This is a genomic window from Streptomyces humi, from assembly GCF_001005085.2.
Classification (GTDB): domain Bacteria; phylum Actinomycetota; class Actinomycetes; order Streptomycetales; family Streptomycetaceae; genus Streptomyces; species Streptomyces humi.
On sequence record NZ_LBMU02000038.1, the window covers coordinates 51,360 to 71,497 of the forward strand.

15 protein-coding genes and 3 pseudogenes are annotated in these 20,138 nt (G+C 70.9%); 11 read left to right on the forward strand and 7 right to left on the reverse strand.

Annotation, left to right across the window (positions count from 1 at the left end; translation table 11 throughout):
- Positions 1 to 185 precede the first annotated feature (185 nt).
- The 5 genes and pseudogenes from AAW13_RS17320 to AAW13_RS17340 all read left to right on the forward strand — a co-directional run bounded on the left by AAW13_RS17320 (position 186) and on the right by AAW13_RS17340 (position 8,053).
- Positions 186 to 1,085: a S1 family peptidase gene (locus AAW13_RS17320; RefSeq protein WP_046728988.1), complete on the forward strand. Its 900-nt coding sequence runs from the start codon at positions 186 to 188 to the stop codon at positions 1,083 to 1,085.
- 126 nt (positions 1,086 to 1,211) lie between these two features.
- A pseudogene (locus tag AAW13_RS17325) lies at positions 1,212 to 2,036 on the forward strand (slipin family protein); the annotation flags it as partial.
- Between the two features lie 252 nt (positions 2,037 to 2,288).
- Positions 2,289 to 3,368, forward strand: a complete 1,080-nt coding sequence (locus AAW13_RS17330; RefSeq protein ID WP_046728986.1) for a S1 family peptidase — start codon at positions 2,289 to 2,291, stop codon at positions 3,366 to 3,368.
- A gap of 213 nt (positions 3,369 to 3,581) precedes the next feature.
- Positions 3,582 to 7,082 (forward strand): DNA polymerase III subunit alpha, encoded by a 3,501-nt coding sequence (locus AAW13_RS17335; RefSeq protein WP_046728985.1) that lies wholly within the window; start codon positions 3,582 to 3,584, stop codon positions 7,080 to 7,082.
- Positions 7,079 to 8,053, forward strand: a complete 975-nt coding sequence (locus AAW13_RS17340) for a DNA polymerase Y family protein (RefSeq protein WP_046728984.1) — start codon at positions 7,079 to 7,081, stop codon at positions 8,051 to 8,053. Before AAW13_RS17335 ends, AAW13_RS17340 begins: the two co-directional genes overlap by 4 nt.
- Before the next feature lie 64 nt (positions 8,054 to 8,117).
- Here AAW13_RS17340 and AAW13_RS47615 read toward each other — a convergent pair.
- A pseudogene (locus AAW13_RS47615) lies at positions 8,118 to 8,243 on the reverse strand (cupin domain-containing protein); the annotation flags it as partial.
- A gap of 5 nt (positions 8,244 to 8,248) precedes the next feature.
- Here AAW13_RS47615 and AAW13_RS47780 point away from each other — a divergent pair.
- Positions 8,249 to 8,439: pseudogene (locus AAW13_RS47780) on the forward strand (MarR family transcriptional regulator); the annotation flags it as partial.
- Positions 8,440 to 8,613: 174 nt separating this feature from the next.
- On the forward strand, positions 8,614 to 9,474 hold the full coding sequence (locus AAW13_RS17350; protein WP_046728983.1) for an esterase/lipase family protein: 861 nt from the start codon (positions 8,614 to 8,616) through the stop codon (positions 9,472 to 9,474).
- Positions 9,475 to 9,726: 252 nt separating this feature from the next.
- On the opposite strand, the gene AAW13_RS17355 is transcribed toward AAW13_RS17350, so the two are convergent.
- A complete protein-coding gene (locus tag AAW13_RS17355) occupies positions 9,727 to 10,776 on the reverse strand; it encodes a macro domain-containing protein (RefSeq protein WP_046728982.1) in 1,050 nt (349 codons plus the stop codon).
- Between the two features lie 309 nt (positions 10,777 to 11,085).
- On the opposite strand from AAW13_RS17355, the gene AAW13_RS17360 reads away from it, so the two are divergent.
- The gene (locus AAW13_RS17360; RefSeq protein ID WP_046728981.1) at positions 11,086 to 13,581 is read left to right on the forward strand and encodes an SIR2 family protein; all 2,496 of its coding nucleotides are present in this window, start codon (positions 11,086 to 11,088) and stop codon (positions 13,579 to 13,581) included.
- A gap of 51 nt (positions 13,582 to 13,632) precedes the next feature.
- Here the strand turns inward: AAW13_RS17360 and AAW13_RS47425 are convergent, their stop codons facing one another.
- Positions 13,633 to 13,767, reverse strand: a complete 135-nt coding sequence (locus AAW13_RS47425) for a hypothetical protein (RefSeq protein WP_107483344.1) — start codon at positions 13,765 to 13,767, stop codon at positions 13,633 to 13,635.
- A 139-nt stretch (positions 13,768 to 13,906) separates the two neighbouring features.
- Here AAW13_RS47425 and AAW13_RS17365 point away from each other — a divergent pair, with 139 nt between their 5' ends.
- Positions 13,907 to 14,521: a class I SAM-dependent methyltransferase gene (locus tag AAW13_RS17365; RefSeq protein WP_046728980.1), complete on the forward strand. Its 615-nt coding sequence runs from the start codon at positions 13,907 to 13,909 to the stop codon at positions 14,519 to 14,521.
- Positions 14,522 to 14,529: 8 nt separating this feature from the next.
- Here the strand turns inward: AAW13_RS17365 and AAW13_RS17370 are convergent, their stop codons facing one another.
- The gene (locus tag AAW13_RS17370; protein ID WP_046728979.1) at positions 14,530 to 15,033 is read right to left on the reverse strand and encodes a ribonuclease FAU-1 family protein; all 504 of its coding nucleotides are present in this window, start codon (positions 15,031 to 15,033) and stop codon (positions 14,530 to 14,532) included.
- Positions 15,014 to 15,943 (reverse strand): GNAT family N-acetyltransferase, encoded by a 930-nt coding sequence (locus AAW13_RS17375; RefSeq protein WP_046728978.1) that lies wholly within the window; start codon positions 15,941 to 15,943, stop codon positions 15,014 to 15,016. The genes AAW13_RS17370 and AAW13_RS17375 overlap by 20 nt, the downstream gene beginning before the upstream one ends.
- A gap of 69 nt (positions 15,944 to 16,012) precedes the next feature.
- Between AAW13_RS17375 and AAW13_RS17380 the strand changes: the two genes are divergently transcribed.
- Positions 16,013 to 16,381, forward strand: a complete 369-nt coding sequence (locus AAW13_RS17380; protein WP_046728977.1) for a GntR family transcriptional regulator — start codon at positions 16,013 to 16,015, stop codon at positions 16,379 to 16,381.
- 264 nt (positions 16,382 to 16,645) lie between these two features.
- Here AAW13_RS17380 and AAW13_RS17385 read toward each other — a convergent pair whose 3' ends face one another.
- Together AAW13_RS17385 and AAW13_RS17390 are read right to left on the reverse strand one after the other, a co-directional pair.
- The gene (locus AAW13_RS17385; protein WP_046728976.1) at positions 16,646 to 17,416 is read right to left on the reverse strand and encodes a DUF72 domain-containing protein; all 771 of its coding nucleotides are present in this window, start codon (positions 17,414 to 17,416) and stop codon (positions 16,646 to 16,648) included.
- A gap of 15 nt (positions 17,417 to 17,431) precedes the next feature.
- Entirely contained in the window at positions 17,432 to 18,526 is a 1,095-nt protein-coding gene (locus AAW13_RS17390) for a DUF5925 domain-containing protein (RefSeq protein ID WP_046728975.1), read from the reverse strand.
- Between the two features lie 174 nt (positions 18,527 to 18,700).
- On the opposite strand from AAW13_RS17390, the gene AAW13_RS17395 reads away from it, so the two are divergent.
- A complete protein-coding gene (locus AAW13_RS17395; protein WP_046728974.1) occupies positions 18,701 to 20,125 on the forward strand; it encodes a GH39 family glycosyl hydrolase in 1,425 nt (474 codons plus the stop codon).
- The last annotated feature ends 13 nt before the right edge of the window (positions 20,126 to 20,138 follow it).

The window sequence follows — 20,138 nt, forward strand, 5'->3', positions numbered from 1 at the left end:
CCACAGTTCGCTCACAGCCGCACGGCCGAAAGGCGCCCTTGCGGCTACCGGTCGTTCGCCCGAATACTCCCCCACAGCGCTTGTCAGGGGCATTGCGTGTTCGGAATCCGGGCGTCACCCCTGGCTGCGCCTCACGGGCCCCGACCCCACGCGGGCCCCCGACTTCCCCTGGGAGGGAACGACAAGTGAGGATCAAGCGCACGACCCCCCGCAGCGGTATCTCGAGACGGACCCGGCTGATCGCCGTGGGCACCGGTTTCCTGGCCGCGGCAGCGTTCGCCGTCCCCACCGCGAGCGCGAGCGACGTCCACACCTTCAGCGCGACCCAGCTGAAGTCCGTGGACAGCTCTGTTCTGAAGGCCGACATCCCGGGCACCGCCTGGTCCGTCGACAGCAAGACCAACCGTGTCGTCGTCACGGCCGACTCCACGGTCTCCAACGCCGAGATCGCCAAGATCAAGCGGCAGGCGGGCGCCAACTCCGGCGCGCTCACCATCAAGCGCACCCCCGGCACCTTCAAGAAGCTGATCACCGGCGGCGACGCCATCTACGGCGGCTCCTACCGCTGCTCGCTCGGCTTCAACGTGCACAGCGGCAGCACGTACTACTTCCTGACCGCCGGGCACTGCGGCGAGGTGGCCTCGACCTGGTACAGCAACTCCGGGCACACCACGGTCCTGGGCACCAACGTCAGCTACAGCTTCCCGACGAACGACTTCGCGCTGGTGAAGTACACCAACACCTCGATCGCGCACCCGAGCGCGGTCGGCAGCCAGACCATCTCCAGCGCGGCCACGCCCAGCGTCGGGACGACGGTGTACCGCCGCGGTTCGACCACCGGCACCCACAGCGGCCGGGTCACCGCGCTCAACGCCACCGTCAACTACGGCAGCGGTGACATCGTCTACGGCATGATCCAGACCACGGTCTGCGCCGAGGGCGGCGACAGCGGCGGCCCGCTCTACGGCGGTTCCGTGGCCTACGGTCTGACCTCCGGCGGCAGCGGCGACTGCACCTCCGGCGGTACGACCTTCTTCCAGCCGGTCACCGAGGCGCTGAGCTACTACGGCGTGAGCGTCGGCTGACGATCCGTACGGACCGTCTCCCGGCACTGGCCCCCGTACGCAACCGGCGTGCGGGGGCTCCCCTTTGCCCGGGGGCGGGGTTACCTTCGAAGGATCCGTCCTGGAAGTCACCCCTTGGGGGCCGGCATGGTCGAGGCGCTGGTGGCGGCCGGAGCCGCTCTCGTGTCCGTCGGAGCGGTCTACGCGATGGCCGCGGCACGGGTCGTCAAACAGTACGAACGGGGTGTGGTGTTCCGCCTCGGCAGGCTCCGGCCGGAGGTGCGCGGACCCGGTTTCACCACGATCGTCCCGTTCGTGGACCGGCTCCAGAAGGTCAACATGCAGATCGTCACCATGCCGGTGCCCGCGCAGGAGGGCATCACCCGGGACAACGTGACCGTGCGGGTCGACGCCGTCGTCTACTTCCGGGTGACCTCCCCGGCCGAGGCGCTCGTCCGGGTCGAGGACTACAAGTTCGCGGTCTCCCAGATGGCGCAGACCTCGCTCAGGTCCATCATCGGCAAGAGCGAACTCGACGACCTGTTGTCCAACCGCGAGAGGCTCAACCAGGGACTGGAGTTGATGATCGACAGCCCGGCCGTGGAGTGGGGCGTCACCATCGACCGGGTCGAGATCAAGGACGTCTCGCTGCCCGAGACCATGAAGCGGTCCATGGCCCGGCAGGCCGAGGCCGACCGGGAGCGCCGGGCCCGTGTCATCAACGCCGACGCCGAACTCCAGGCCTCCAAGAAGCTCGCGGAGGCCGCCAAGGAGATGTCGGAACAGCCCGCCGCGCTGCAACTGCGGCTGTTGCAGACGGTGGTGGCGGTCGCCGCCGAGAAGAACTCGACCCTGGTGCTGCCGTTCCCGGTGGAACTGCTGCGGTTCCTGGAACGGGCCCAGCAGCACCTGCCCCCGGCGGGCGGGGCCGATGGTTCCGGAGGGCCGGGAGGGGCGAGTTCAGGACAGGGGTAGGGGTCGCCGCCCGCCGTCCATGACTCGCCCGCCGTCCATGACTCGTCCCTGATGTTCGCAGTGCGAATCCTCCTGCGGTGACTGTGAACGCCTCGCGCACCGGGGGCGCACAACATCCGCGCACGTCCGTCCTGGAGTCGACCTTGTGTGCTCCCTGTGGGTCTCGGAATAGTGGGCGCCCGTCAACCAGCCTTCCGGCCCTGGAATCCCCACCATTCTTCGGGCCGACCCCCCACAGGAGGACGTGAGTTGAAGCACCGACGCATACCCGGGCGCCGGGCGGTCCTGGCCGGCGCGGGCGCGGCCGCGCTCGTCGCCGCCGGAGTGACCTTTCAGACTGCGAACGCCAGCGAGCCGGCCGAGGCCGCCGTACCGCAGATCCTGTCCGCCCCGGCGGCCGGAAAGCTCGCCTCGGCGCTCGCCGCCGACCTCGGTACCGACACGGCCGGCACGTACTACGACGCGCGGTCGAGGAACCTCGTCGTCAACGTGCTCGACGGCACCGCCGCGAAGGCCGTCGAGGCGGCCGGGGCCAGGGCGAGACTCGTCGCCAACTCCCTCGCCGCGCTCGACGGCGCGCGCACCGCGCTGAAGCGGGACGCCACCATCCCCGGCACCTCGTGGGCGACCGACCCGGTCGGCAACAAGGTCGTCGTCACCGCCGACAGGACCGTCTCCGGGGCTGGGCTGGCCAAGCTTGCCAAGGTCGTCGACGGGCTCGGCGAGAAGGTCGAACTGCGCCGCTCGAAGGGGGAGTTCAAGCCCTTCATCGCCGGCGGCGACGCGATCAGCGGCTCGGGCGGGCGCTGCTCGCTCGGCTTCAACGTGGTCAAGGGCGGCGAGCCGTACTTCCTGACCGCCGGGCACTGCACCGCCGCGATCTCCAGCTGGTCGGACTCCTCCGGCGGCGTGATCGGTCAGAACGCCCGGTCCAGCTTCCCCGGCGACGACTTCGGCCTGGTCAAGTACACCTCCGGGGTGGACCACCCGAGCGAGGTCGACCTCTACGACGGCTCCAGCCAGAAGATCACGGGCGCGGCCGAGGCGACCGTGGGCATGAAGGTGACCCGCAGTGGCTCCACCACCCATGTCCACGACGGCACGGTCACCGGCCTGAACGCCACCGTGAACTACTCCGAGGGCACGGTGAGCGGGCTCATCCAGACCGACGTGTGCGCCGAGCCCGGCGACAGCGGCGGCTCGCTCTTCTCGGGCAGCGACGCGATCGGCCTGACCTCGGGCGGCAGCGGTGACTGCACCTCCGGCGGGGAGACGTTCTTCCAGCCGGTGACGGAGGCGCTGGCGGCCACCGGCACCCAGATCGGCTGACGCCGGCCCGCTCCCGCACGAGGCCCCGCCCTGTCCCTGGGGGCGGGGCTTCCGCCTGGGCCCGCCGAAGCGTTTGCGCAGGTGAGAGGCGTTCGGACAGATGTCGTACACATGTTCGAGAATGGGGGTATGGTGGGGTGAGGAAGTTGGGAACTGATGTTCGATAGCGCTGTTCGGGTGGTCCGGCGGGGCTCATGAGTGCGGGAGGTGCGGATGCCGGGTTTCACGCATCTGCACACCGTCTCCGGCTACTCCCTGCGCTACGGCGCCTCGCACCCGGAGCGGCTCGCCGAGCGTGCCTCGGAGCGGGGCATGGACGCCCTCGCCCTCACCGACCGTGACACCCTCGCCGGCACCGTCCGCTTCGCCAAGGCCGCCGCCCGGGCCGGCGTCCGCCCGCTCTTCGGGGTGAACCTCGCGACCGTCCCGGCGGAGGCACTGCGACAGGACAGGCGTCGGGTCCCGGTCCGCGGCGGTGCCTTCGTCGACGAGTCGACACCCAGGGCCACCTTCCTCGCCCGGGACGGCGCCCGGGGCTGGGCCGACCTGTGCCGCCTGGTCACGGCCGCGCACCGGAGCGCGGGCACCCCCCTGCTGCCCTGGCCCGACAACCACGGCGACGGCGTGACCGTGCTGCTCGGGCCCGCCTCCGACGTCGGCCGGGCCCTGGCCGCGGGCCGCCCCGACCGTGCCGCGCGACTCCTCGCGCCCTGGCGGGAGGCCCACGGCGACGCCCTCCGCCTGGAAGCCGTCTGGCACGGCCGCACGGGGACCGGACCCGGTTCCCTGCGGCTGGCCGCCCGTACCGTCGGCTTCGCCGCCGAGCAGCGGATCCGCCCGGTGCTCAGCAACGCCGTCCGCTACGCCGACCCCGGCCAGGGCCCGGTCGCCGACGTGCTGGACGCGGCCCGCCGGCTGGTCCCGATCGACCCGACGAAGGAACTGGACTCCGGGGAGGCCTGGCTCAAGGACGCGTCCGCCATGCTCCGGACGGCCGAGCGGATCGTGGAGGCCGCGGGCTTCCGGCGCGACACCGCGCACCGGCTGCTCGAACAGACCCGGGCGACGGCCGCGGAGTGCCTGGTCGACCCCGAGGACGACCTCGGCATCGGCACCGTCCACTTCCCCGAACCGCACCTCGTCGGCGCCGGCCGGCGCACCGCCCAGCGGGCGCTGGCCTCGCGGGCGGCGGCCGGGATGGTGCTGCACGGGTACGCCGGGAAGCGCGCGTACTGGGAGCGGATGCACCACGAGCTGGACATCATCGCCCACCACGGCTTCGCCTCCTACTTCCTGACCGTCGCCCAGGTCGTCGACGACGTGAAGAAGATGGGCATCCGGGTCGCCGCCCGCGGCTCCGGCGCGGGCTCCCTGGTCAACCACCTCCTCGGCATCGCCAATGCCGACCCGGTCGAGCACGGGCTGCTGATGGAGCGCTTCCTGTCCAAGGAGCGGGTGGTGCTGCCTGACATCGACATCGACGTGGAGTCCGCGCGCCGCCTGGAGGTCTACCGGGCGATCATCGGCCGGTTCGGCGAGGAACGGGTCGCGACCGTCGCCATGCCGGAGACCTACCGGGTCCGGCACGCCGTCCGGGACGTGGGCGCGGCCCTGTCCATGGACCCGGCCGACATCGACCGCATCGCCAAGTCCTTCCCGCACATCCGCGCGCGTGACGCCCGCGCCGCCCTCGACGAACTGCCCGAACTGCGGCAACTGGCGGGCGAGAAGGAGAAGTACGGCAGGCTCTGGGAGCTGGTCGAGGGGCTGGACGCCCTCCCGCGCGGCATCGCCATGCACCCGTGCGGGGTGCTGCTCTCCGACGCCTCCCTGCTCTCCCGTACGCCGGTGGTGCCGACCAGTGGCGAGGGGCTGCCCATGTCGCAGTTCGACAAGGAGGACGTGGAGGACCTGGGGCTGCTCAAGCTCGACGTGCTGGGCGTGCGGATGCAGTCGGCGATGGCGCACGCGGTCGCCGAGGTGGAGCGGGCGACGGGCACCAGGGTCGACCTGGACTCCGTGCCGCCGGGCGACCCGTCGACGTATCGACTCATCCGGTCCGCCGAGACGCTGGGCTGCTTCCAGATCGAGTCGCCGGGCCAGCGGGACCTGGTGGGGCGGTTGCAGCCGGCCACCTTCCACGACCTGGTCGTCGACATATCGCTGTTCCGGCCGGGTCCGGTCGCCGCCGACATGGTGCGGCCGTTCATCGAGGCGCGGCACGGACGGGCCCCTGTCAGGTACCCGCACCCCGACCTGGAGGAGCCGCTGAAGGGGACGTACGGGGTCGTGGTCTTCCACGAGCAGATCATCGACATCGTCGCCGTCATGACCGGCTGCGGGCGCGGCGAGGCCGACCGGGTGCGGCGCGGGCTCTCCGACCCGGAGTCGCAGGGGCGGATCAAGGTGTGGTTCGCCCAGCACTCGGCGGCCCGCGGCTATGACGCGGAAACGATTCAGCGGACCTGGGAGATCGTCGAGGCCTTCGGGTCGTACGGTTTCTGCAAGGCGCACGCGGTCGCGTTCGCCGTACCGACGTACCAGTCGGCCTGGCTGAAGGCCCATCACCCGGCCGCCTTCTACGCCGGGTTGCTCACGCACGACCCCGGGATGTACCCGAAGCGGCTGCTGCTGGCGGACGCGCGGCGACGGGGGGTGCCGATCCTGCCGTTGGACGTGAACAGGTCGGCGGTCGGGCACCGTATCGAACTGGTGTCTGAATCTCCGTCGTCCGCGCCGGTATGGGGACTGCGGCTGGCGCTCTCCGACGTGCACGGCATCAGCGAGGCCGAGGCGGCCCGGATCGCGGACGGGCAGCCGTACGCCTCGCTGCTGGACTTCTGGGAACGGGCACGCCCGAGCCGGCCGCTGGCGGGGCGGCTCGCCCAGGTCGGCGCGCTGGACGCGTTCGGCGCCAACCGCCGTGACCTGCAACTGCACCTGACCGAGCTGCACCGGGGCGCCCGGGGTGCGGGCGGCGGCCAACTGCCCCTGGCGGGCGGCCGGAAGACGGCGTCGGCCGGCCTGCCGGACCTGTCCTCCGTCGAGCGGCTGAGCGCCGAGCTCGGCGTGCTGTCGATGGACGCCTCCCGCAACCTGATGGACGACCACCGGGTCTTCCTCAAGGAGCTGGGCGTGGTGTCGGCGCGGCGGCTGCGCGAGACCCGGCACGGGGAGACGGTGCTGGTGGCCGGGGCCAAGGCGGCCACCCAGACCCCGCCGATCCGGTCCGGCAAGCGGGTCATCTTCACCACCCTGGACGACGGCACCGGCCTGGTCGACCTGGCCTTCTTCGACGACTCGCACGACGCCTGCGCGCACACCGTCTTCCACTCCTGGCTGCTGCTGGTGCGCGGGGTGGTGCAGCGGCGCGGCCCGCGCAGCCTCAGCGTGGTGGGGGCCGCCGCCTGGAACCTCGCGGAGCTGCTGGAGGTGCGCCAGGAGGAAGGGCTCGACGGAGTCGCGGCCCGGCTCGCGGGGCCGCCCGCGGACGGCCCCGCGTCGGCGGACGGCACGTCGTCGCCGGCCCGGCTCGCCGGTTCGGACGGCCGGCCGGCGCCCGCGGGCTCGGCGGCCCGCGACCCGATGGAGGACCGGAGGATCCGTATGCCCACGGGGTACGAGATGCACCCCTGGGCTGATCTGCGCCCCGCGGGCGAAGGGCCCGCGGTGGGAAGGAAGTTGTGGCACCAGAGTCCGGGGAGTGCGGGATGACCATCCTCTGCGTACGTTTCCAGCTGCCGTCGGCGCGCGAGGCCGCCCTGCCCGGGCTGCTCGGGCTGCTCGAGGAGTTCACCCCGGTCGTCGAGGCGCTGCCGCCGGACCGGGCACTGGCCGATCTGCGGGGCGCCGAACGCTACTTCGGGCGCGGCGCCGTGGAGCTGGCGGCGGTGATCCGGGTCCGGGCCCTCGCCCTGCACGGCGTCGACTGCGCGATCGGTGCGGGACCCGGCCCGATGCTGGCCCGGGTGGCGCTGGGGGCGGCCCGCCCCGGGGTGACCTGCGAGGTCCCCACCGACCCGGAGGGCATCGCACGGTTCCTCGCGGACCGGCCGGTGACCGTGCTGCCCGGGGTCGGCACGGCGACCGCCCGCACCCTGTGCGAGTACGGCCTGGACACCCTCGGCCTGGTCGCCGCCGCGCCGCTCGGCACGCTCCAGCGGCTGATCGGCGCGAAGGCCGGCCGCGAACTGCGCGAGAAGGCCAACGGCGTCGACCGCGGCCGGGTCGTCCCGAACGCGGTCTCCCGCTCCTTGGCCGCGGAACGCCCCTTCGAACGCGACGAGCTGGACCCGGACCGGCACCGCCGCGCCCTGCTCTCCGCCGCCGAGGAACTGGGTGCCCGGCTGCGCGCCCTGGAGAAGGTCTGCGCCACCCTGACCCTCACCGTCCGCTACGCCGACCGCTCGGCGACGACCCGCAGCCGGACCCTGGAGGAGCCGACCGCGCATTCGTCGGCGCTGGCCAGGACGGCGTACGGCATGTACGACGGCCTCGGCCTCCAGCGCGCCCGGGTCCGTGCGTTCGTCCTGCGCGCGGACGGCCTCACCTCCGCCGGACAGGCCACCCACCAGCTCACCTTCGACCCCGTGGACGAGAAGGTCCGCCGGATCGAGGAGGTCGCGGACCGCGCCCGGGCGAAGTTCGGCCCCCGCGCGGTGATGCCGGGGGCGCTGGCCGCGTAGCTCCTCTTCCGTACCCGTCAGTCGACCCACGGCGGCACGTTCCGTCAGTCGGCCCACGACGCACGATCCGGGTGCCGTCGGTCAGCTCGGCCTCCAGGCCGACGGAGGTGGCGACCCAGGAGAGCGCGGTGTGGTCGGTCGGGTTCTCGACGGCGAGGGTCGCGCCCGCGTTGACGATGACGGTGTCGCCGGGCCGCCGCGCACCTCGGGGTGACCGAGCAGGCCGCGAGTCAGCTTGTCGACGAAGTCGTACGGAAGGGCTGTGCCGAGCGGCTGCCGCCGAGGTCGTGGAGGAGTGGGTCGAACTGCTGGGCGAGGGTGAAGTGCGCGTGTTGGGGGAGCGTTTGGCCCGGATCGCTCCCTATGGTCCGGTCAGGCCCGCCTAATGATGGTTCGTCAGAGGTCGACGGGACGCCGGATATTACTGGAAAGTTTTACTGACGCGTAACTTCACGCTTGCGCTACCCGTCCGTAACTTGATGAGTGAACAGCATCCTCGTGATCCGGATCACAGGGCGTAAGGCCGTCGCAACTCCCTTGAGCCGCAAGGAGATCACACGATGCTGCCCTGGAAGCGAGTGCTCAGACCCCTGACCGCGCTGCTCGTCGCCGCCGCCGTCGCCACCGTCCCCGCCGCCACCGCCCATGCGTCCAGCGCCCCCAGCACCGGCTGGAACGACTACTCCTGCCGCCCCTCCGCCGCCCACCCCCGCCCCGTGATCCTGGTCCACGGGACCCTCGGAAACTCCGTCGACAACTGGCTGTCCCTCGCCCCCTACCTGGAGGACCGCGGCTACTGCGTCTTCTCCCTCGACTACGGACAGCTGTCCGGTGTCCCCCTCTTCTACGGACTCGGCCCCATCGACAAGTCGGCACAGCAACTGTCCGACTACGTCGACAAGGTGCTCAGCGCCACCGGCGCCGCCAAGGCCGACCTGGTCGGCCACTCCCAGGGCGGCCTGATGCCCCGCTACTACCTGAGGTTCCTCGGCGGCGCCGCCAAGGTGAACGCCCTCGTCGGCCTCGCCCCCGACAACCACGGCGCCACCCTCAGCGGCCTCACCAACCTGCTGCCCTACTTCCCCGGCGCCGCGGACCTGATCAAGGCCACCACCCCCGGCCTCGCCGACCAGATCCCCGGCTCCGCCTTCCTCACCAAGCTCAACGCGGGCGGCGACACCGTCCCAGGAGTGCGCTACACGGTCATCGCCACCAAGTACGACGAGGTGGCCACCCCCTGGCAGAGTCAGTACCTGAGCGGCTCCGACGTCACCAACGTGCTGCTCCAGGACCTGTGCCCGCTGGACCTCTCCGAGCACGTGGCGATCGGGCTCTTCGACCGGATCGCCTTCCACGAGGTGGCCAACGCGCTCGACCCCGCGCACGCCACCGCCACCACCTGTGCGTCGGCGTTCAGCTGAGCCGGCAGCCCGCCTGAACGCCCTCCCGGGGCCTGTCCGGCCTGAGCCGCCGGTCAGGCCCCGGAGCCATGAGGGCGCGACGGCCTCGGGGGAGGGCCGGACCTCGTGGGGGTGATCAGAAGCTAGCCCCAGAGGACCGTGAAATCTCCTGCTGGGGACGGCGGGCGGGGATCCTTATGGCTCCGTTAAGGGCGAGCTAACCGATAGCTCAGGAACGGGACCGGGCAGCACGGCCGGACCCCCTGGAAGGGCTCACTCGTCCTGCGCCGACAGATCGGGTTCCCCGTCCAGCGCCGACCTGCACAGGGCGGCCTGCACATCGGTGTAGGCCAGCAGGTAGACGACGCGTACACGCGAGGTCGGACGGGAGCGGAAGTAACCCATGACCGCGGCCAGCAGCGTCTCCACGGTCTTGGGCAGGTCGCTGTTGCCGCCGCCCGTCCCGAGGAGCGGCAGCACGACCGAACGCAGGGGCTCGTCCGTGGCGGCGAGCCGGTCGACCTCGGCAAGGATGTTGCGGACACACCGTTCCAGGTCGATGACCTGGCGAAACCCCGAGCCGGGCTCTCCCTCGACAGCCGCGACGTGCAGGATCCGCCGGACCTGGTGACTCTCCGCCAGCTCTCCGGGCCCGGTGACCAGCACCTGGCCGGCCGACACGTGCGAGCGGTCCGCCATGAGCGCGGCCAGTTCCTCGGCGATGACGTCCTCGACGAGATGGCCCATGCCGTTCCTGCGGCCGCCGTGATAGCGGATCGTCGCGGAAATGGTGGGTTCGTCGATACGGGACATCTCCATCCGGGTGTTCTCCGGATTGACCCACACATCCGTCCCCAGGACGTTGGCCAGATTCCCGGTGATCATTCCCACCCGGTGCCGGCGGCTGCCGCGCAGGGGCAGTTCGTACCTGGTACTGCGGCTGAGGGGACGTGGAGCGTCACCTGCGGGACGCTCGCCGAGCAACTGCCGACGCAGCGCGGCGTTCTCCTGTTCGGCCTTCTTCAACCGCCCGGCGATCTCGTCGCGTCGGCGCGTCTTTGCGAGCCAGGCGAACGAGGCCGTCATGAAGAACGCGGCGAAGCCCGCGGCGCCGCCGAGCCCGAACCCCAGGGCCCTGCCCTCGGTCAGTGAGTCGGGGAAGGCGGAGAACAGGAAGAGCGCCGATGCCAGGGAGTAGAGCAGGATCACGGGCAGTTGGAGGGCGTACTGCCGTGCGGCACGACGAGGCGCCGACGCCCAGATCTGTAGCGCGACACCCGAGACGGTGAGGACCGCGGTGACGGCCAGGTCCAGCGGGCGCATCCGTGACAGCTCCTCCGCATCCGTGGCGGTGGCGGCTGGCCGGCCACCCCTCCCCAGCCAGCCGAGCATACCGACTCCGGCGGAGGTTCCTGACGGGTTGTGGGCGAACGGTGCACAGGGCTCCCGGCAGGTGGCCCGCGCAGGTGCGCGCAGAGCACTCGTGACACCTGGTCAAGTGTGTGCGGACAATGACGGAAGGTGAGCACCTGGGCGGCCTTCGCTGGCTAAACTGCCCCACAAGGGGCGGCAGGCGGCACGAACGGCTTGTCGAGTTCAGCAAAGGCCCTGCGGCCAACGGGAGATGATGGCGTGTCGACGAGCACCTCCAAGCTGGGTCTCGACGCGAGAGACCTCAAGTCCGCACGGAACGCGGCGAGGGGCGGCGAGTACAACCTGCTGCTCGGTGCGGGCGCCAGCAGGGGGGCCAGGAACACCAGGGGAGCGCTGCCGGACGCCAAGGGCCTCGTCCCGGTCCTCGGGGGCGAGTACCGGAACGCTCCCATAAGCGACTCGATCTCCCTGCACCGCGCCTATCAACGAGCGGTCAAAGTGAGCTCGCGCGACGAGGTGTGGCGCTTCCTGAAGTCCGTCTTCTCCGGTGCGGAGCACGCCCCGTGGTTCCAGCGGCTCGCCGTCATGCCGTGGAACCGAGTGTGGACACTCAACATCGACGACGCCTTCGAGAACTCCTTCGAGGCCGCGAAACACCGGACCCGTCGGCGCCTGCGCACCGTGAATTTCGACGACCCGTTCTCCGAGACCGGCGGCCTCGAAGTCGTGCACCTGCACGGGCATGTGATCGGCTCGACACCCAAGAGCCTCATCTTCTCGCTGTCCGAGTACCAGCAGCTGGCGGCCGAGAAACGGGTCTGGAAGCAGGTGCTCGACGGGAGCCTCAGCACCAAGCCGTTCGTCGTCATCGGAGCCAGCATCCTCGGGGACCCCGACGTGGAGGCGGCCCTGCTGGGGTCGTCGCCCTGCGCGACCGCGCCGTCGATAATCGTCGACCCGAAGATTCCCGACGACAACGCGTGGGAGCTGGAGGAGAACGGCTACCGCATCATCCGTATGACCGGTGAGGAGTTCCTCAGCGCCTGGGAGGAGGACCTCGGGCTCACCGAGTCGACGCTGACGGAACTCGAAGACGCCCAGATGCTGTCGATTCCCCAGTTCTCCAGACTACAGACGAACCGATCGGCACCCTTCCCCCGGGCGCATGACTACCTCGGTGGCGATGCCCCGGTCTGGAAGGACGTGCTCGAGGGGAACGTGGCCGAGCTCGAGTGGATGAAGGAGGTGCGAAAGGGTTTCTCCCAGTGGCTGGATGACGAAACCGCGGGATCCCGGCTCCACATCATCTACGGCCGGAGGCTTTCCGGTACGTCCAGTGGTCTGTTGCTCTCCGCCCGTGACTTCATCAGATACCACGCCGACGTCTTCATCTTCGACGGGTCATCCAGATTCGATGTGGACCTGGTCATCAAGTCCTGTCTCGACGGCAGACCGACGGTGCTTCTCATCGACTCCGGAGCGGACTTCGCCAATGACGTGGACGAACTCCTCAACGAGGTGTCGCAGAACAACAACGTGCGCATCTACGTCACCGTCACCGAAGACCCCCGGAACCACCTCCGTATGGAGGGGCGACTCACCGGAAGTTACTCACGGGCAGTGACGCGTATCCCGAAGAGCCTCGGGCACAAGGACTCCCAGCAGATCGTCAGGCACCTGGAGAAGTTCGGCCGCCTCGGTGCTCTCGAAGGGTTCAGCCACCAGCACCGGGTGAAGAACCTGAAGGGGCGTGACATCTTCTCCGCCCTTGTGGACGTGGAGTACGCGACCGGGTTCCGCAAGAGAATACAGGCGGAGATCAAGGACCTCGACGCTCCTTGGAAGAAGAACCTCATCCTCCTTCTTGCGCTGTCGGCGCAGGAAGCTCACCAGGTGGGAATCCTGGAAGCGTCCATCGCTGTCGGCCGGAAGACCAGCGAGATCTCCGAAGCCCTCAAGGGGGACGGTCACCTCAGCGCGCTCGTGGAACAAACCGGTGACATTCTTCTGGCTCGTCAGCGCGGCAACGCGGTGGACGCGTTGATCGACGACATCTCTGATCAGGTCGCGTTCAAGCAGGTGTTCGCGATGGTCCAGAACCTGTCACCGCTCGCCACTCGGGCGAGCCTGCGGGAGCGCAATCGCGGCGCGCGTCTGGTCGGCTACCTGATGACCGTGAACCACCTGCAAGCCAACTTCCCGAAGATCGAGCTGGAGTCGGAGTTCTTCGCCAAACTGCACCCCGTCTTCGGCGGATGGAACGGCCGTTTCTGGGAACAGCGGGCGATCTACGCCAAGAGGCAGCGGCGGTGGGAGAAGGCCGATTCCTTCGCCGGCCGCGCCGTCACCCTGTACGACGACGTGTACACCAGGACCACGCACGGCACGATCCTGGTGAACAGGGCCGAAGACCTGGCCAAGTCGGGTGACCCCAAGTGGTGGGAGTTCTACCGGCGTGGCCGTGAGCAGTTCGAGACGGCGATTCATCGCGACCGGCTCAACCGTGTGACAGCCTTCGCCTACCTCAACGCGACCCTGGCGCTGACGGAAGCGATGAACGAGATCCTCGCCGAGGGGGCGGCCCTGCCGACCTCCGCTGAGAATCTGCACGAGGTGATGGGTGACTGGGAGCGCGAATACGCCGTCCTGCGGCTCTCCCTCTCGGGCGAGGAGAACCTGGAGTCGGCCAGGCGTGCCGAAGCGCTCTCCCAGAGGTGGGCGTCGCTGAAGATCAAGCCGGAGGACTCCGGCTGATCGTGGCGTTCCGCGGCGTCGGTCCCGGCCGAGGGTGCCCCGACGCCCCCGTCAGCCGTCCGGCCACCAGGTGCGTGCGATGTCCTTGCGCACCTCGGGGCGTCCGGCGGGACGCTGGTCGGCCTCCTCGCGGATCCGGCGGCTGTCCGTCCTCTTCAGGGGCTTCTGCACGGTCGTGCGGCGCATGGCTGCCTCCTTCAGTGCCTACCGAGTTCCGCATTGGCACGGAGATAGACCCTTTTGGCGAGAGTTCCTCATCGGTGCTGGTCTGTCAGTGGTCGCTGTCACAGGACCGAGTGTCAGTGGCGGGTGTCACGCTGGGGGCATGACGAACGAAAGTGATCGGACGATCGCGGCGAGTGTCGACTGGGATGCCGAGGCCGCCCGGTTCGACGAGGAACCGGATCATGGTCTGGGCGCGCCCGAGGTCCGTGCGGCCTGGGCCGATCGGCTGCGCGGCTGGCTGCCGGGGCGCCCCGCCGACATCCTCGACCTCGGCTGCGGCACCGGCAGCCTCTCGCTCCTCGCCGCCGAGCAGGGACACCGCGTCACCGGGGTGGACAGCTCGCCGGCGATGGTGGCGCGGGCCCGCACCAAGCTCGCCGGCCGTGACGCGGTGTTCCTCCTCGGTGACGCGGCGATACCGCCCGTGGGCGAGCGGCTCTTCGACGTCGTGCTCGTCCGGCACGTGCTGTGGGCGCTGCCCGACCCCGCACGCGTGCTGCGGCACTGGCGGGCGCTGCTGCGCCCCGGCGGGCGGTTCGTGCTGGTGGAGGGGGTGTGGGGGACCGTGGCCCCGGTCGGCCTGCCCGCCGACCGGCTCACCGCCCTCCTGGCCCCGCTGACCGCCGACGTGCGCCTGGAGCGCCTGTCGGAGGCGGCCGTGCTGTGGGGCAAGGAGGTGAGCGACGAGCGGTACGCGGTGGTGGCGGCGGTGTGACGACGTCGTCAGGACAGCAGCGCCTCGAAACCGGCGCCCTCGCGGGCCAGCGACTCCAGGGCGTCGAGTGCCGCCGTGGCCGCCGCCGCGGCCCTCGGGTCCCGCTCCGCCAGCCCGCTCTCCGCGAACTCGTCCTCGTCCAGTCGGCGCACGTCCGTGCCGTCGCCGGACCGCCACAGGTCCAGGTCCAGGTCCTCGACGACGAGTTCGCGGCCGGTGAGGGTCGCCGGGCGGGTGATGTCGCAGTACCAGCCCTTCAGCGTGCCGTCGGCGGCCCGGACCTCCTTCACGGCGTACCAGCGGTCGCGCCAGTAGAACTCGGTGAAGACGTCACCCCGCTCGAAGCGGACGAAGCCGAAGTCGCGGGTCACGTCACCGGCCCACGGGGCGCGTACGGCGATCCGGTTGCCGTCGTCGTGCAGCAGTTCGGCGGGGTAACGGATCTTCGTTCGGCCCGCCTTGACCAGGACGACGTCCACCACGGCCGTCGGCTCAGCCGAGTTCCCGGACATACCTGACCTCCGTCGCGCAGATGTCGTACCCGAACCACTTGTTGATCGCCAGCATCGGCCCGTTGCCGCTGTCGTTCCCGGTGAACGCCTCCGTGCAGCCGGCCGCGCGGGCGCGGTGCAACGAGTCGTTCTTGGCGAGCTTGGCCAGACCGCGGCCGCGGAAGGCGCGGGCCGTCCCGGTCATGACGGTGCCGTACCAGGTGCCGCCGTCGGTGCGGGCCGCGCTGAACGCCGCCGGCCGGCCGTCCACCAGGACGACCGAGGTCAGCTCCGGGCTGAACAGCGGGTGCCGCCAGGTGCCGTCCAGCCAGGCCTCGTAGTCGGTGAACTCGGTGTCGATGTCGCTCGGTTCGTCCAGCATCGTCTCCGCGTCGAGGACGAAGAGCCGACGCGGGTCGTCGGCGAAGTCGGCGCCGGTGCGCAGTTCGACGCCGGGGGGCGGGGTCCGCAGCGGGGGGAGGGTGCCGTGCGCGAGGTCGAGCCGGAGGAAGTGCGCGGAGCGGCTCGCGGTGTAGCCGTGGCGCTCGGCGAAGGCGCGGTTGGCCGGGCCGTCCAGGACCCAGGCGTACGACGTGGTCGCGCCGACGGCCGACAGGTGCTCCTCCGCCGCGCGGGCGAGAAGGGTGCCGGCGCCCCGGCCGGTGCGCTCCGGGTGGACGTACACGTTGGCGAAGCCCTGGCCGGGTTCCGTGCTCTCGTGGGCGAGCCCGACCTGGGCGGTGCCGATGACCTCGCCGTCCTCCTCCGCGATCAGCTGCCGGAAGCGGGCGTCCGGGTGAGTGTGCGTGAGGTCGTGGACCAGGGACTCCGGGGTGAACAGGATGAAGGGGAGGGCCGACTGCCGGACCCGGGCGAAACCCTCGGCGTCGGACCGGACATCGGGGCGCAGGTCGCGCACGATCACTGTCATGGGGCGCACGCTATGCGCGGGGTGTGCGGGATGCCTCTCATTTTCCGGCGGATGCGGGAGAATCGGGCCGTGACCTTGAAGATCCACATCGATGACAGCGCGCCGCCGTACGAGCAGGTGCGGGCCCGGATCTCGGAGCAGGCGCGGAGCGGGGTGCTGCCGGTGGGATACCGGCTGCCGACGGTGCGGGGGCTGGCCGAGACGCTGGGGCTGGCGGTGAACACGGTGGCCAAGGCGTACCGGGCGCTGGAGACGGACGGGGTGATCGAGACGCGGGGACGCAACGGGACGTTCGTCGCGGCGGTGGGGTCGGCGGCGGAACGGGAAGCGGCGGCCGCCGCGCAGGCCTACGCCGACCGGGCCCGTCGCCTGGGGCTGGCCGAGGAGGAGGCCCTGGCAGCGGTCCGGGATGCCCTGCGGGCGGCTTACGGGGAGTAGGGAGTTGCCCCGGTCGCGCTGAGCAGGGCTCTGCACCGCCGGATCCCACCGTCGTGGCGGGACGAAAGCTGTTTTCCGCCGCAACGGTGATCAGCCACTTCGGCGCGATCCGGCGGTGCCGGACCCCGCTCAGCCAGGCCGGCCGTCAGCCGCTCGCGGTCAGCCGTTTGCCGCTGACCGCTGACCGCTGACCGCTAGCCGTCAACCGCTAGCCGTCAACCGCTAGCCGTCAGCCGCTAGCCGTCAGCCGCTTGTCGTCAGCCGTCAGCTGCTCGTGTTCAGTGCCGGCGTCCTGGTCGTCGTCAGACCCGCCCGTTCCGCCGCCCTCCTGAACGCCACCGCGTCCCGGACCGCCGCGCCGCCCGGGTCGTTGTTGAAGTACGTGTAGACGTCGGCGCTCCCGGGGTACGCCGTGGCGATGCGGTCGATCCAGGATTCCAGGGAGCGGCGGCCGTAGCGCGGCCACGGTGTCGCCCGGCCCTGGTGGAAGCGGACGTAGGCCCAGTCGGTGGTGCGCCACAGCGGAGTCATGGGGCGGGCCTGGATGTCGGCCCAGCACAGGGCCGCTCCCCGGGACTCCAGGACCTCCCGGGTCTGCCGCGTCCACCAGGAGTCGTGGCGCGGCTCCACCGCGAGCCGCGTGCCGCGCGGGAAGCACGCCAGGCAGGCGTCCAGCAGGGCCGGGTCCGCCTTGAGCGTCGGGGGGAGCTGGAGGAGGACCGGGCCCAGCCGGTCGCCCAGGCCCGCCGCGTGGGTCATCAGGCGGTCGACCGGCTCCTCGGGCTCCTTCAGGCGTTTGATGTGCGTGAGATACCGGCTGGCCTTGACCGCGATCACGAAGTCCGGCGGGACCCGGTCCCGCCAGGACACGAAGTTCTCGTGACTCGGCAGCCGGTAGAACGCGTTGTTCAGTTCCACCGTGGTGAAGTGCGCCGCGTACTCCTCCAGCCACGAGCGCATGGGCACGTCGGCCGGGTACAGGACACCTCTCCAGTCCTTGTACTGCCAGCCCGACGTTCCGATGAACAGGGGCACACCCCCATCAAAGCACTACAGGTACAGCCCCGCGTCCGCGCCCTCGCGGGCCCCCGGCACCGAGGTCGGCGCGGTGCCCCTGCGCAGCGCGTACAGCTCCGCCAGGGTGGCCCCCTCGCGGCCCACGCCGTCTTCCGTGCCGAGCCAGTTCACCGACTCGGGGCGGGTCAGCGGGCCCACCTCGATCCGGGCGAGGCAGCGGCCGGGGCGGACCACGGCGGGATGCAGCCGCTCCAGGTCCTCGTTGGTGGTGACCCCGACCAGGACGTTACGGCCCTGGCCGAGCAGTCCGTCGGTCAGGTTCAGCAGCCGTGACAGCGCCTGCCCGGCGGTGTGCTTGGCCTCGCCGCGGATCAGTTCGTCGCAGTCCTCCAGCAGGAGCAGCCGCCAGCGGCCCTTGCCGGCGCCGTCCTCCTCGCCGATCGCGATGTCCATCAGATAGCCGACGTCGGAGAAGAGCCGTTCGGGGTCGAGGACGCAGTCGACCTGGCACCAGTCCCGCCAGGACCGGGCGAGGGTGCGCAGGGCGGAGGTCTTGCCGGTGCCCGGCGGACCGTGCAGCAGCAGGAGACGGCCGGCGATGTCCTCAGGCGTCGTCTTCATCAGCCGGTCCATCGCGTCGGCCACCGGCGCCGTGTAGTTGGCACGGACCTCGTCCCACGTGCCGGCGGAGATCTGCCGGGTGGTGCGGTGCGGACCGCGGCGCGGCGAGACGTACCAGAAGCCCATCGTCACGTTCTCCGGCTGCGGTTCCGGCTCGTCCGCCGCGCCGTCCGTCGCCTCGCTCAGCACCTTCGCGGCCAGCTCCGCGGTGGTCGCGGTGACCGTGACGTCCGCGCCCCGGTTCCAGCGGGAGACCAGCAGTGTCCAGCCGTCGCCCTCGGCGAGGGTCGCGCTGCGGTCGTCGTCGCGGGCCACCCGCAGCACCCGCGCCTCCTTCGGCAGCAGGGTCGCCCCGGACCGCACCCGGTCGATGTTCGCCGCGTGCGAGTACGGCTGCTCGCCGGTCGCGAAGCGGCCGAGGAACAGCGCGTCGACGACGTCGGACGGGGAGTCGGAGTCGTCGACGTTGAGCCGGATCGGCAGCGTCTCGTGCGGCTTCGCAGACATGCCGCCATGATCCGTCACCGGGGCCCGGCGCGCATCCGTTTTCCGAAGTGGGCGGCGAGTGTCGGAAGTGCGCCGGTCTTCCGGAGTGTCCCGAGTGCTCCCCGCTCCTGTCGCGCTGCTGCCGATCGCGGATACCTGCCCGGGCGGCGAAATCCGCCACTACTGTTGTCCTTGATGGGACGTCATGGGTGGAATTCGGGGGCTGGGCGGTGGCGGCTCGCCGCCCTGTTAGGGGTGGGTGCGGCCGCTCTTGCCCTGATCGTCGCACTGGTCCACATGTTTCCCGGGGGCGGGAGCGGCGCCGCGGGCACCACCCGCGACGGCGACAAGGTGCACGGCACCCCCGCGACCCCGCCGGACACGGTCGAGCCGTACGTGGGGTGGGGCTTCACCCACACCCAGTACAGCGCCGACGAGGGCAGCGCGACCGCCACCGAACGGGTCGAGGGCCTGCTGGCGAAGGACGCCGGACTGCCGCAGAACCAGGCCGTCATGGGCTGGGGCGCCGACAACCCCGAACCGGTGAAGGGGCGTTACGACTTCGGCGCGCTGGACCGCCGGGTCGACTTCATGCGCAGGTCCGGCGGTACCCCGGTGATCACCCTGTGCTGCTCCCCGGACTGGATGAAGGGCGGCAGGGCCGGCGTGGACAACACCGACTGGAGCCAGGCCGCCCTGGAGACCGCGCCCACCCCCGACCACTACCAGGACTACGCGGACCTCGCCGCGACCGTCGCCAGGCGCTACCCGGACGTACGGCACTTCATCGTCTGGAACGAGTTCAAGGGCTTCTGGAACAACTCCAGGGCCCGCTGGGACTACGAGGGGTACACCCAGCTCTACAACCTCGTCTACAAGGCGTTGAAGGCGGTCGACAAGGACATCATGGTCGGCGGGCCCTACCTCGTCATGGACAGCTTCGGCCCGGGCCGGACCGAGAACGCCTCCGCGACCCTGAAGGGCCCCTGGGGCGTCATGGACCAGCGGGTCGTGGACGCCTTCGACTACTGGAACTCCCACAAGGCGGGCGCCGACTTCGTGGTGGTCGACGGGTCCAGCTACACCAACGACGACGAACCGCTGCCGAACGAGTTCGCGGCCACGGCCAAGCTGACCTACGTGAGCGAGTGGGTGCGGGCCCGGACCCACGACCTGCCGCTGTGGTGGGCCGAGTACTACGTGGAGCCCGCCGACGGCGAGGACGAACGCGCCGGCTGGACCGAACCGCACCGGGTCGCCGTCCAGGCCACCGGCATGATCGCGCTGGCCGAGGGCGGCACCGACTCCGCCTTCTACTGGAACCCGGAGGCCGAGCAGGGCGGCGACTGCGCGGGCTGCCTGTGGACCACGACCGACAGCGCCACCGGCGGGCGGCCCGAGCCCATGTACGACCTGGTGTCCCGTTTCGGCCGGGCCTTCCCACCGGGGACCCGGTACGAGAAGGTCTCCGTCGCCGCGGACGACGTGCCCGGCGTCCGGGTCCTCGCCGACGACAGGACGGTGCTGGTCGTCAACACCCTCGACCGGGCGATCAGCGCCCAGGTGGACGGGAAGCGGTTCGACATGAAGGCGTACGAGGTGAAGTGGCTCACCAGGTGAGCCACTTCACCCC